General features: G+C 62.3%; 9 protein-coding genes. 4 read left to right on the top strand and 5 right to left on the bottom strand.

Annotation, left to right across the window (positions count from 1 at the left end; genetic code table 11):
• Nucleotides 1–441: 441 nt before the first annotated feature.
• Entirely contained in the window at nt 442–2280 is a 1839-nt protein-coding gene (locus tag ACFSNN_RS07480; protein WP_134459367.1) for a tannase/feruloyl esterase family alpha/beta hydrolase, read from the top strand.
• A 141-nt stretch (nt 2281–2421) separates the two neighbouring features.
• Here ACFSNN_RS07480 and ACFSNN_RS07475 read toward each other — a convergent pair whose 3' ends face one another.
• The 5 genes from ACFSNN_RS07475 to ACFSNN_RS07455 all read right to left on the bottom strand — a co-directional run bounded on the left by ACFSNN_RS07475 (nt 2422) and on the right by ACFSNN_RS07455 (nt 8818).
• A complete protein-coding gene (locus ACFSNN_RS07475; protein ID WP_134459369.1) occupies nt 2422–3273 on the bottom strand; it encodes a carbohydrate ABC transporter permease in 852 nt (283 codons plus the stop codon).
• A gap of 10 nt (nt 3274–3283) precedes the next feature.
• Complete coding sequence (locus tag ACFSNN_RS07470; protein ID WP_134459371.1) at nt 3284–4261, bottom strand: carbohydrate ABC transporter permease; 978 nt, start codon at nt 4259–4261, stop codon at nt 3284–3286.
• A gap of 64 nt (nt 4262–4325) precedes the next feature.
• Nucleotides 4326–5579, bottom strand: a complete 1254-nt coding sequence (locus ACFSNN_RS07465) for an ABC transporter substrate-binding protein (protein WP_134459373.1) — start codon at nt 5577–5579, stop codon at nt 4326–4328.
• Between the two features lie 90 nt (nt 5580–5669).
• Nucleotides 5670–7652 (bottom strand): beta-galactosidase, encoded by a 1983-nt coding sequence (locus ACFSNN_RS07460; protein ID WP_134459375.1) that lies wholly within the window; start codon nt 7650–7652, stop codon nt 5670–5672.
• 11 nt (nt 7653–7663) lie between these two features.
• Nucleotides 7664–8818 carry an ABC transporter ATP-binding protein gene (locus ACFSNN_RS07455; RefSeq protein ID WP_134459377.1) on the bottom strand — a complete coding sequence of 385 codons (1155 nt, stop codon included), beginning with the start codon at nt 8816–8818 and terminating at the stop codon, nt 7664–7666.
• A gap of 195 nt (nt 8819–9013) precedes the next feature.
• Between ACFSNN_RS07455 and ACFSNN_RS07450 the strand changes: the two genes are divergently transcribed.
• The 3 genes from ACFSNN_RS07450 to ACFSNN_RS07440 all read left to right on the top strand — a co-directional run bounded on the left by ACFSNN_RS07450 (nt 9014) and on the right by ACFSNN_RS07440 (nt 12520).
• Entirely contained in the window at nt 9014–10045 is a 1032-nt protein-coding gene (locus tag ACFSNN_RS07450) for a LacI family DNA-binding transcriptional regulator (RefSeq protein WP_134459379.1), read from the top strand.
• A gap of 251 nt (nt 10046–10296) precedes the next feature.
• Nucleotides 10297–11070 (top strand): flagellar brake protein, encoded by a 774-nt coding sequence (locus ACFSNN_RS07445; RefSeq protein WP_134459381.1) that lies wholly within the window; start codon nt 10297–10299, stop codon nt 11068–11070.
• 445 nt (nt 11071–11515) lie between these two features.
• Nucleotides 11516–12520 carry a sugar ABC transporter substrate-binding protein gene (locus ACFSNN_RS07440; RefSeq protein WP_134459383.1) on the top strand — a complete coding sequence of 335 codons (1005 nt, stop codon included), beginning with the start codon at nt 11516–11518 and terminating at the stop codon, nt 12518–12520.
• Nucleotides 12521–12537: the final 17 nt, after the last annotated feature.

Genomic DNA, 12537 nt, shown 5'->3' with positions numbered 1-12537 from the left:
TTCAACAGTGCTTACACGATATTTCCACGCAGTGCTGATGCCACCGATGACGGCATCGATCAAAGCAGCGCGATTGCGAAAGTAATGCAATCCAATCTATTTTTCTTATCGCACGGACCGATACTCGCGACGCAACTGCTCAACGCACTGCCTTGCCGGGCCGCGCGACAACCCACCCTACCTCATTGATTTTGCAACACTTTATAGTTAATGAAACGCTCCAGATCGCGTCCGTAATTTGCCGCAACAGGCAGAAAGTTTCGGATAGCTGACTTTGATCGCACGTCTGCCCGGCCGCGCCACGCCTTCTTTCCCTTACCACGCCCGCCTATATTGAACCCGCGCACCGAGGTCGATTGCGGTGCGCTTCAAACGGCCTCTATTCCGAAGGTCGCGGACAGTGTCCGCCCCCGCATTAATCGACGACAACAGGAGATAAAGATGCCTGGTCTTTTCAAAACAGGATGTGCAACACGAGGCTGGCTGCCGGCAGTACGGGCCTGGCTTCTTCAACGAACCGTCGGCGGCAGATCGATTGCCGCGCTAACGGGCGCCGCGCTCATTGCGCTGCTCGGCATGCCGATCAATGCCAGCGCTGTCACCACTGGTTTAGCCAATTTGCCCGCCGTCATGCCCGCCATGAATTGCGCCGCCGTGATGAGCATGGACCTCAGCGGCGTCACCGACGGAACGGTCACCATTACGTCGGCCACGGTGCTTCCCGCGGGTACCGTCGTGGGACAGAACACGCTGCCAGCAGCCATGTGCGATGTGAAGGGGACAATCGGACCGGGTGCCTCGCTATTCGAGTTGCAACTGCCGACGCAAGGCTGGACGCAACGCTACCTGCAAGCCGGTTGCGGCGGCCTGTGCGGCAACCTCTCTGTCAATGCGCCGATGGCCTCGACCTGCGTGCCCGTCACCAACGGGCAGATCGCGATGGCCGCGACCGACATGGGTCACGAAGGTGGCAACGACGGCTCGTGGGCACTCAACCCTCAAACAAAGATCGATTTTGCGTATCGCGCGGAGCATGCCACTGCACAGGTATCCAAAGCAATCATCAACAAGTTCTACGCGCGGCCAGCGAAGTATTCGTACTTCGACGGTTGTTCCGATGGCGGTCGTGAAGCGTTGATGGAAGCACAGCGTTTCCCGGACGACTTCGACGGTATCGCAGCGGGCGCGCCGGCGAATGACCTCATCGTGCAGAACACGTTTCATCACGCATGGCCCGCGGTAATCAACGTCGATCCGAATACCGGCAAGTACATTCTGCTCGCGAGCAAACTGCCGTTGATCCATGCAGCCGTGCTGCAAGCGTGCGATAGCATCGACGGCGTGGCGGACGGCGTGATCGACAATCCGCAGGTATGCCATTTCAATCCGCAATCCATGCTGTGCGCAAAAGGCCAGGCGGCATCCACTTGCCTCTCGCAGGCCGAAGTGAATGTGGTACGGCAGATTCATGACGGCGCGACCGATGCGAACGGCGTCCACCTCGAGCAAGTGGTCTCGCGCGAATGGGGCGGCGAATTGAACTGGAGTCTGTTCGTGCCGACCACCGACGCCGGACCGAGCGGCAGCATCAACTTCGTTTTGCCGTTCCTGCAGTACCTCGACTATTTCAACGGTTCGAATCCTTCCGCCGCCTTGAGCAATCTGAAGTTCACGATCGAAGGCTTCCTGAAGACCGTGCCGGTGTCGAACTATCTCGCGGCAACCGATCCGGACCTGAGCCCGTTCGCGCGTCGCGGCGGCAAACTGATCCTGTGGCACGGTCTGGAAGATCAGCACATCACGCCGCGCGGCACGATCGAGTACTACGAGCAGATGAAGTACTACATGGGTAGCGACAAGGTCGATCAATTCACGAAGCTCTATCTGTTCCCCGGCGTCGCGCACTGCGGTGGCGGCAATGGCCCAAACACGTTCGACATCGTGACGTCGGTGATGGCGTGGGCGGAGACCGGCACCAAGCCCGGCAAGATCGTCGCCTCGATCGTGGATGCGAACGGTCAAACGACGCGCACGCGTCCGGTGTTCCCGTATCCGTCGGTGGCTCATTACACGGGCTCGGGCAGCACGGACGACGCCGCCAACTTCGTGGCCTCCACGCCGTCGTCGGATCCGCGCGTCGATCTGCACTGGATCGGTGAGTGGCTGTACTCGCCGGGCTACGAAGCCTGGTGCCAAACACACGGTTCGGATCTGATCTGCAAAGGCGGCAATAACTGGAGCAGCTATCGCAAGGTTCCGGCTCACTGGGACAATAACTAAGGTCAGGCACGACTACTGAATTGAATTGACCACGCCCCTGCTATCCGCACCTCTTGCGAGGCAACGCGGATAGCAGAACTTCAACCGCAAAAAAAAGCCCGCTTTCGCGGGCAACCCTTCTCAACACGACACACAACCACTTCAACCCTTCGTCGCCCCAAACGTCAAACCGGCGACAAAATGCTTCTGCATCGCAAAGAACATCGCCACCGAAGGCAATGCCGCGAGAATCGATCCCGCCGACACGAGATTCCACGCCGTGGTCCACTGCCCTTTCAACGCGGCCACGCCCACGGTAATCGGCGCGGCATCGTCACCTTGAGTCAGACACAGCGCCCAGAAGTAGTCGTTCCAGACAAACGTGAACACGAGAATCGCCAATGCCGCGAGCGCCGGCCGGATCAACGGCAGCACGATCTTGAAGAAGACCGTCCACTCATTCGCGCCCTCGATGCGCGCCGCCTCGACCAGTTCGAATGGCAACTGCTTGATGAAGTTGCGCAGAAACAGCGCGCAAAACCCGGTCTGAAACGACACGTGAAACAGAATCAGCGCGCTGACGGTATTGAACAGACCGAGTTGCAACGACAGGTCTCGCACCGGAATCATCAACACCTGCACCGGCACGAAATTGCCCGCCACGAAGGTCGCGAACAAAGTCGAATTGCCACGGAACCGGTAGATCGCCAGAGCGAAGCCTGCCATCGCCGCCAGTGCAATCGAACCCACCACGGCAGGCACCGTGATCAATACGCTGTTCCAGAAGTAATGCAGCATGGGCGACGTGGTCAGCGCCTCGCGATAGTTGTCAAACATCGCGAAGTGCTTCGGCCATCCCCAGTAGTTGCCCTCGCTCAACTCGTCTGTCGAACGCACCGATGTGACGAGCACGGCGATCATCGGCAGCAGCCAGATCAGCAGCGCGACCGGCAGCGTCAATTTGTACATGCGGCGAGTGGCCGGCTTCCATTTGTCGATGGGAATTGGAAACATGGTCGGCTCCTTATTGCTCGGCGCGCAGCATCCGCCGCAAGTGATAAACGATGTACACCAGCATGATGGCGAACAGCACGACCGCCACTGCCGCCGAATAGCCGATGCGGTAGTACTTGATCGCCTGGTCGTACATGTAATACGCGAGCACGGTCGAGCTTTCGAACGGACCGCCGCTCGTCATCACCGAGATCAGATCGAAACTGCGCAGCGCGCCGATAATCGTCACGACAATCGCCATGAACGTGGTCGGCCGCAGCTGCGGCAGGATCACGTGCCACAGCATCGACCAGCCACGCGCGCCTTCCATGCGCGCGGCCTCGATCTGCTCGGCGTTCAGCGAGGTCAGCCCGGTCAGATAAAGAATCATGCAATAAGCGGTTTGCGGCCACAGCGCTGCGAACACGATCCCGAACGTCGCATAGCGCGGGTCGCCGAGTACCGGCACGCCGTGGCCGAGGATCACGGCGAGCAGGCCGAAGGTCGGGTCGTAGAACCACGAGAAGATCAAGCCGACCACCACGCCCGACAGCACGAACGGCGCGAAGAATAGCGATTTGACGATACGGATGCCGGCCACTGCCTGATTCAGATACAACGCGACGGCGAGTCCCATCGGCGGAGCAAGCAGGAACAGCAGCAGCCAGATGAGGTTGTTCTTCAGCGCGGTGTAGAACGTCTGCGCATGAAATAACTCGACGTAGTTCGCGAGTCCGACGAACGACGGCTCGCTCATTCCGTCCCAGTTGAAAAAGCTGAGGCGGATAGTGGAGAGGATCGGCCACACCACGTAGATGGCCACCATGACGCAGGCCGGCGCAAGGAACAGAAAAGCGGCGCGCCGCTGCCGGCGCGCGGTGGGCGACGGACCGCGCCGCCGCGAACTGGCCGGCTTGCCGCCGCGCACGGCGCCGCCCGGTGTGGGCAAGCCCGGTCCGCCGGGTTCAGCAGGACCGCTCACAGTGTGGCGGGTGACGGAATGCGACACAATCGTTCTCCAGATCCAGTTCCTGACTCAATGCAACGGAAGGCGGCCTCGCGGCCGCCGCCGCTTACTTCTTATAGATCCGCTTGCGCGTCTGCTCGAGTTGCGCGAGCACGTCGTCGAGCTTCGTGGGGTCGGAGATGAACTGCTGCATCCCCTTCATGCCTTCGTCGGCCATTTCCTTAGTCATGTCCCGATCATAGAACTGCGCAATACCGCCCTTGGTGTTCGCAAGAATCTGGAAGCCGATCTTGGAGATCGGATCTTCCGGTTCCGGCGACTTGCTATTTGCCGACAACGAACCGAGCCCGGTCGCCAGCTTCGCGCCAATTTCCGGCGTCTCGACGAACGCCAGGAACGTGTGCGCATCCGCCTTGTTCTTCGCCTTCGACGGAATATGCAGCGACTCCACCGGGCCGTCTTCGGCAGTCGGCACCTTCGCGTCGATGATCGGGAACTGGAAGTAGCCCATTTCCGGCTTCACGTTCGACGGGAAACCCGCGGTAATGAACGTGCCCATCAGCATCATCGCGGCCTTGCCCTGGAACAGGAACGGCTGCACCGAATCGAGATCGTAGGAGAGCGAGTTGTCGATGAAATAGCCCGCATCGATCAATTGCTTCCACGTCGTGTAGACCTTCTTCACGCGCGGATCGGTGTAGGGAATCTCGCCCGCCATTAGCTTCTGATGGAACGCATTGCCGTTCAAACGCAAGTCGAGATAGTCGAACCAGCCGGCGAGCGTCCACGAATCGCGGCCTGCCACGGCGATCGGCGTGATGCCGGCGGCCTTCAGCTTCTTGCAGTCTTCGAGAAACTGATCCCACGTTTTCGGCTCGCCGCTAATACCTGCCTTTTGAAACAGATCCTTGCGATAGAACATGCCCCACGAGTAGTACACGGTCGGCGCGGCGTACTGCTTGCCCTTATACGACGAAGCCTCTTTGGTCGATGCATACATCTCGTTCCAGCCGTTCTTCGCCCAGTCGCCGCTCAGGTCTTCGAACAGGCCGCGCTGCGCGTAATAGGCCATGCGTTCGCCGTCATGCCAGTTGACGATGTCGGGCGCGACGGTCGTCAGCCAGCCGGGCAATTGCACCTTGTACGCTTCTTCGTCGACGAACGATACTTTCACGTCGATGCCGGGATGCGCCTTCTTGAAGTCGTCGATGACCGACTGCCAGACCGCGCGCTGGCTCGCGCCCTTGAACGCGATATTGGCCGTGAGCGTGCCCGCCTGTGCCGTGCTGACGGCAGACGTCCCCACCGCCGCGGCGGCCAGCGCGAGTGCCAACAGAATCTTGCGTGGTTTCATTTTCATGTTGCCTGTCTCCTTGATTCCTTGATTTTGCGTCGTTGTCGTTACTGCATGGAATGTCGTTGGACACTGCGCCGGTGCATCAGGTCGCCATCATGATCGATAGACGGCCACGCCCTGCGGTTCGATTGCGTGCGAACCGAACACGAAGACGTCGTCGGCTACGCCGGTAAGCGTGTGCGTTTCGTCGCCGTAATTGAACACGTAGGTCAGCGCGCCGCGGCGGCTCACTCGCACGCCGTCGCCGAGCGGCATCGTTTCGAGCCCCGCTTCCTGTGCGATCCGCGCGAACAGACGCACCGTGAGCGCGTCGTCGAACAGACTCGCCAGGTAATGGAACGCGCCGCCCCGTACATACGCGGGATGGCCGTCCGCGAATCGGGCCCGCACGTCGAGCGATTCCGCCGCCTCGGTGTCGATGAAATCACGCCAGTGACGGGCGAAACCGTCTGCTTCACCAGCACTTTTGCCGTCAGCGAGCCGCACGGCTTCAGTCACGTTCGGCCGCATCGATTCGACGCGCCACACGCGCACCGGCAACACCGAAGTCAGCGCGCCGGGCGGCAGGTTCGCCGGAATCTGCAAATCGTGGGTCTTCGAACCCGTGCGCGGACCGAGTACGACCTGCGCACCCGAACTCGCCAGACGCTCCGCAAACGCCTCGGGCACGACCGGCAGCGGCGGCACGACGATCAGGCTGTAGCCGTCCAGCGGCGCGTCAACCGGCACGATATCCACGTCGAGCCCAAGCGCGCGCAACGCCGAGTAATACTCGAAGGCGAAGCGCGGATAGTGAAAATCCGCGCCCTGCGGATGAATCTCGAACAGCCACTTCGCCTCGTAGTCGTAGATGAGCGCGACTTTCGACCGGACCGCGGCGTTGGCGTCGGCATTCGCTGCGAGCACCGTGCGAATCTCGCCGGCAACTTGCGACGCTTCGCTGCCGCCCACGTCCAGACGGTTGTCCGGCGTGTTCAAGCCTGCATGCATCTGCTCCTGCGCAAACGGCGCCTGACGCCAGCGGAAATACGACACGCAGCCCGCACCATGCGCGAACGCCTCCCAACTCCACAGCCGCACCATGCCCGGCAGCGGCGCCGGATTCCACAGCGCCCAGTTCACCGGACCCGGCTGCTGCTCCATCACCCAGAACGGCAGCTTCGACATGCCGCGATAAACGTCGTGATTGAACGACGCGAAGTCCGGGTGCCCGCTGCGCAGCCAACGCGCTTTCACTTCCGGCGCGAACCATTGCTCTTCGAGCGCGCCGAGCGGATAACTGTCCCACGTCGCCACATCGAGGTCGGCGGCGACCTTGTAGTGATCGAACTCGGTGAAGAGTTGCATGAAGTTGTGCGCGACCGGCCGCCCCGGCGAATTCGCGCGGATGATCTCGACCTGCATGCGGTTATAGCGCGCCACTTCGTCCGAGGCGAAACGGCGGTAGTCGAGACGATGCGAAGGATGCGCTTCCGTCACGGTCGCCACCGGCGCGTCGATCTCGTCGAAGCTGCGGTACTCCATGCTCCAGAACACCGTGCCCCAGGCGCGGTTCAACGCGTCGATGGTGTGATAGCGCGCTTTGAGCCACTCGCGAAAGCGCCCGACAGCCGCTGGCGAATAGCTGACCACCGTGTGATGGCAACCGAACTCATTGTCGGTTTGCCAGTAAGCGACAGCCGGATGCTTGCCGTAGCGCTCGGCCACCGCCGTGCAAATCTTCTGCGACGCGGCGAAATACGACGGCGACGAGAAATCGTAATGACGCCGCGAGCCGAACGCGCGAGGGCGTCCATCGGCGCCGACCGGCAGAATGTCGGGATGGCGGTCGATCAGCCACTTGGGCGGCGTCGCGGTCGGCGTGCACATCACCACTTGCAGGCCGGCCGCGCCGAGCACATCAATCGAACGGTCGAGCCAGCCCCAATCGTATTCGCCCGGCGTAGGCTCGATGCGGCTCCAGGCAAATTCGGCGATCCGCACCTGCTCGATGCCGAGGGCTTTCATCCGGCGAGCGTCGTCTTCCCACATCGACTCCGGCCAGTGTTCCGGGTAATAACAGACTCCAAGGCGCATCCGAATGTCCTCTATGCGTAGTGTTCGACGGATTCGAGCGAAGCGGCGGCAAAGCCGTCTTCGGTAAATAAATGGCAGGCGGCACGGGGCACGCGCAGGCTCGCGCGCTCGCCGGGCGCGAGGCGCGTATTGCCCGGCGCTTTGGCGATCAGCGCGGCGCCGCCGGGCTGATCGAGATGGACATAGCTGTGTTCGCCGAGTTGTTCGACGAGCGAGACGGTGCGTGTGAGCACGGCGTCGTCCGGCGCGACGGAAGACGGATCGACAAATTCCAGGTGCTCGGGGCGCACGCCGAGCGTGACCGCTTGCGAGGTTTGCAGCCCCGCGCCGTTCACCGGCACGCGCACAGTCTCCTGCGTGTGATCGAGCGTGATGGTGACGCCTTGCGCATCCACCGAAGCGACGCTTCCCGGCAGAAAGTTCATGCGCGGCGAACCGATGAACCCCGCGACAAAGCGGCTCTTCGGACGGTGATACAACTCGAGCGGCGCGCCAATCTGCGCGATGCTGCCGTGGCGCTCGGTATCCTTGCCGGCATGCAGCAGCACGATCTTGTCGGCGAGCGTCATCGCCTCGATCTGGTCGTGCGTCACGTAGACCACGCTGGCTTTGGCAAACTGCTTGTGCAGCCGCGCGATCTCGATACGAGTCTGGCCACGCAGCGTGGCGTCGAGGTTGGAGAGCGGCTCGTCGAACAGAAATACACCCGGCTCGCGCACAATGGCGCGGCCGATCGCCACCCGCTGCCGCTGGCCGCCCGACAGCGCCTTGGGCTTGCGTTCGAGCAGCGCTTCCAGTTGCAGGATGCGCGCGGCTTCGCGCACCTTGCGGTCGATTTCATCCTTGGGGGTTTTCGCGAGCTTCAGGCCGAACGCCATGTTCTCGAACACGCTCATGTGCGGAAACAGCGCGTAACTCTGGAACACCATCGCCACGCCGCGTTGCGCGGCCGGCACGTCGTTCATGAGTTTGCCACCGATCGAGAGGTCGCCGTCCGTGAGGTCTTCGAGACCGGCAATCATGCGCAGCAAGGTCGACTTGCCGCAACCGGACGGACCGAGAAACACGCAGAACTCGTTTTCGCCGATCTCGAGATCCACGTCGCGGATCACCGGCGCGCCGTCGCCATACGCCTTCTGCACGCCTCTTAACGAAATGCTCGCCATTGCATCGACTCCGTGATTTAATCAGCTCGAAGTCGGAGATTAAGCGCTTAATCAGAAAGGGCCGAAAAAAATCGATCGCTTGGGATCGTTGGGGCCTTGCCTGTCTCCGAGATCGTTTTGTCTGTGCGACAGATGGTGCCGCGCCTTGGCGCGCGATGCAAATGTCGGGCAGCCATCCCAAATAATGAAAACATCATGCCCACACTTAGCGAAGTCGCGCGTCATGCCGGCGTCACCCCGGCGACGGTCTCCAACGTGCTGCGCAATCGCGGCCGGGTCGGCGCGACCACCCGGCAGCGCGTGCTCGAGGCCGTCGAAGCGCTCGGCTACCGTCCGCATCTCGCCGCTCGCGCCCTCGCCGAAGGTCGCGCGCCGACGCTCGCGCTAATGGTGTCGAGCATCGCGAATCCGTTCTATCCGGAGTTCGCGCTCGCCGTCGAACGCGCGGCGCGCACGAGCGGACACTTCGTGATCATCTGCAATACGAACGAAGATCCGCACACCGGCCGCGCGTATCTCGACCAGATTGCCGGCACGCTCTCCGAAGGCGTGCTCGTAACGAACGCGAACCTCGATTTCGCCGATCTTCATACGACCGAATCGCGCGGCACGCCGGTCGTGCTGTGCATGTGGGAACGGCCTAACGAGCCGCCGGGGTTGCCGTGCGTCGCGGTCGATTTCCGGCGTGCCGGCGAACTGGCGGGCGCGCATTTGCTGGAGCTCGGCCATCGGCGGATCGGCGCGATCGTGGGCAGCAAAGCCTCGGGCATTCATGCGGCCCGTTACGAAGGTTTCGTCGATGCGCTGCGCGCCGGCGGCGCGCCGAAAGGCCGCGTCAAACATGCGGTCGATACGATCCAGGGCGGCTACGCAGCGGCACGCGCGCTGCTCGAAAGCGATCCGAAGCTCACCGCGATCTTCGTCACCAACGACCTGCCCGCGCTCGGCGCGATGCACGCCGCCGCCGACCTCGGCCTGAACGTGCCAACGGACCTGTCCGTGATCGGCATCACCGACATTCAACTCGCGCGCGAATCGCGCCCCGCGTTGACGACTGTCGCGGTGCCGACGGTCGAAGTCGCGGGGCTTGCGGTATCGCTGTTGCGTGAACTGATCGAGTCGTCGTATGGACAGGCGGGTCGCCCAACGGCCAGCGTGCCGATGCGCATCGCCTCGCCGCCCGAACTGGTTGTGCGTGCATCCACGGGCGTGCCGCGTTCGCGCTGATGTGGCCGTAACAACATCGCGGACGTTACGTAGCGAATCCTTCGACGCGCGTGCGGCCCTTCCTCACACGCCGCCCGTAAACGCACGCCGCAAGCAGTCCCACGGGCTGCGCACAGCATTCATCCAGCGATCCATGCAGTTGGCACGGTCCCTGCAATAACTCAGGGAAAGGCCGAGCGCCGCGACGACCCACAGGCCGTCCGCGCTCTCCAACCGGCCGGGCCAAGGCCGTAACACGCATGGATATTCGAATGATTGCCGATCTCTCGCTGGATGCCGATGTCGCCGAACAAACCCAACAAACCCTCGACGCCGACTCGAACTTCGCGCAGCGCCATCCCTTGCAAATCGCCGTGTGTCTGCGCCAACTGGTGACCGGACAGGACTTCGTCACGGTCGAGTTCGGTGGCCGGCAAATCGTCACGCAGATACTCGATGTGGACTCGCGCAATGCGCGCTTCGTCTTCGATGCCGGCAGCGTGGCCGATGACAACGATGCCTTACCCGCTGCCCGTCAACTGACGTTCCGCAGCCTGCCCGGCGGCATTCGCACCGAGTTCACGACGCTCGATGCCACGCCGACTCAGTTCGACGGACTGCCGGCTTTCGAAGCGCCCTTGCCTGCGTTGCTCCACTACGTTCAACGCCGCGAATTCTTCCGCGTGCAAACGCCCGTGCTCGACCCGTACATCGCCAGCGGCCCGTACGCGGATAGCGGCTCGTTCCGTCTGGAGTTGCAGGATTTGTCGCTGGGCGGCATCGCCTTGAAGACCGCCGACGAACGCTTCGGCTCGCTCGAACGCGGCACGGTGCTGCGCGACGTCGCATTGCAACTCGGCGGCTTCGGCATGCTGCGACTCGATCTGGGAATCGTCGCGCCACGGCAGGTGCGCACGGCGAAGGGCGACCGACGCTTTGTGATCGGTTGCAAGTTTGTCGCGACGCCGGGCTCTGCCGAGCGGACCTTGCAACGCGTCGTCACGCAACTCGAAACGAGGCGGCAGGCGCTCACGCCGCGCCGTTGAGCTGTTGGTCACGGACATCGTGATAACCGCGATGTCCGCACACCTCAGGGTCCGCTGAATACCCTCGCGACGCAAAAGATCTAGCGTCGAGAAAACCTCAATTAGCTTTCAATTCGCCTTCATACGAGCCAGGACTTTCCCCAAGCCCGAACGCTCTATCGCGCACCGCAATACTCCGCCGAAGCCGCGCCGCATAAGGCATTCAGCCTGCCGGCAGCTTTCCGCGCGCAAACTTTCATGCCCATGATTTCCTTGACGCGAGTCGACACGCCTGCTGTACTAAATCAACCAAAGTGATTTAGGCGGCGCGAAACGACCCGGCTACAAGCCGTTTCGAACCGCCTTCATCTCGCGGCAGATCGCAAACCAGGTTGCCAGCACGCAGCGTTCGCGCAGGCAGCCGCCAGTACCACAACGTCGTTGCCAAAAACCGGAGGAGCGTCCCATGAATCTGAATTCCCGCAGGCTTCCTGTCGCCAGGAAAATCGTGTCGATGTGCGTCGCGGCATCGGCGGTATGGTGTGCGAGCGCGAGCCAGGCGGCTGACCAGCCTGTCGTCGGCCTCATCACCAAGACCGACACCAACCCGTTCTTCGTCAAGATGAAACAGGGCGCCGAAGCGGCTGCCTCGAAAGACGGCGCGAAGCTGATCACCGCGGCCGGCAAGTTCGACGGCGACAACGCGAGCCAGGTCACCGCCATCGAAAACATGATGACGGCCGGCGCGAAGGCGATTCTGATCACGCCGAGCGACACCAAGGCGATCGTACCGAGCATCAAGAAAGCGCGCGCCGCCGGCGTGATGGTCGTCGCGCTCGACACACCCACCGATCCGCAAGACGCCACCGACGCCCTCTTCGCCACCGACAACTTCAAGGCCGGCGTGCTGATCGGCAAATACGCGAAAGCCGCGCTCAACGGCAAGCCCGCGAAGATCGCCACGCTCGATCTCGCGCCCGGCGTCTCGGTCGGCGTGCTGCGTCATAACGGCTTCCTGGAAGGCTTCGGCGTGAAGGAAGGCGATCCCTCGGTGGTGTGCAGCCAGGACACACGCGGCGATCAGGCCAAGGGCCAGACGGCGATGGAAAACTGCCTGCAGAAGTCGCCCGACATCAACGTGGTCTACACCATCAACGAACCGGCGGCCGCCGGCGCTTACCGCGCGCTGAAGGCTGCGGGCAAGGACAAGAGCGTGATGATCGTCTCGATCGACGGCGGCTGTGAAGGCGTGCGCAACGTCAAGGCCAGCGCCATCGCAGCGACCTCGCAGCAGTATCCGCTGAAGATGGCCTCGCTCGGCGTGACGGCCGGCGTCGAATACGCGAAGACCGGCAAGAAAGTCTCCGGCTATCAGGACACCGGCGTGACGCTGATCACCGACAAGCCGATGGCCGGCATCGACAGCAAGGACACCAAGTTCGGCCTCGACAACTGCTGGGGCAACAAGTAACGCGCACTGAATAGGGC

Origin of the sequence: Paraburkholderia dipogonis (genome assembly GCF_042680985.1) — a bacterium.
GTDB lineage: Bacteria > Pseudomonadota > Gammaproteobacteria > Burkholderiales > Burkholderiaceae > Paraburkholderia > Paraburkholderia phytofirmans.
This window is presented reverse-complemented; position numbering and strand designations above follow the sequence as displayed.

Excerpts from the sequence above, each read along its gene's own strand:
- ACFSNN_RS07480 (WP_134459367.1), top strand. The coding sequence starts at position 442 with ATGCCTGGTCTTTTCAAAACAGGATGTGCAACACGAGGCTGGCTGCCG.
- ACFSNN_RS07475 (WP_134459369.1), bottom strand. The coding sequence starts at position 3,273 with ATGTTTCCAATTCCCATCGACAAATGGAAGCCGGCCACTCGCCGCATG.
- ACFSNN_RS07465 (WP_134459373.1), bottom strand. The coding sequence starts at position 5,579 with ATGAAAATGAAACCACGCAAGATTCTGTTGGCACTCGCGCTGGCCGCC.
- ACFSNN_RS07460 (WP_134459375.1), bottom strand. The coding sequence starts at position 7,652 with ATGCGCCTTGGAGTCTGTTATTACCCGGAACACTGGCCGGAGTCGATG.
- ACFSNN_RS07455 (WP_134459377.1), bottom strand. The coding sequence starts at position 8,818 with ATGGCGAGCATTTCGTTAAGAGGCGTGCAGAAGGCGTATGGCGACGGC.
- ACFSNN_RS07450 (WP_134459379.1), top strand. The coding sequence starts at position 9,014 with ATGCCCACACTTAGCGAAGTCGCGCGTCATGCCGGCGTCACCCCGGCG.
- ACFSNN_RS07445 (WP_134459381.1), top strand. The coding sequence starts at position 10,297 with ATGATTGCCGATCTCTCGCTGGATGCCGATGTCGCCGAACAAACCCAA.
- ACFSNN_RS07440 (WP_134459383.1), top strand. The coding sequence starts at position 11,516 with ATGAATCTGAATTCCCGCAGGCTTCCTGTCGCCAGGAAAATCGTGTCG.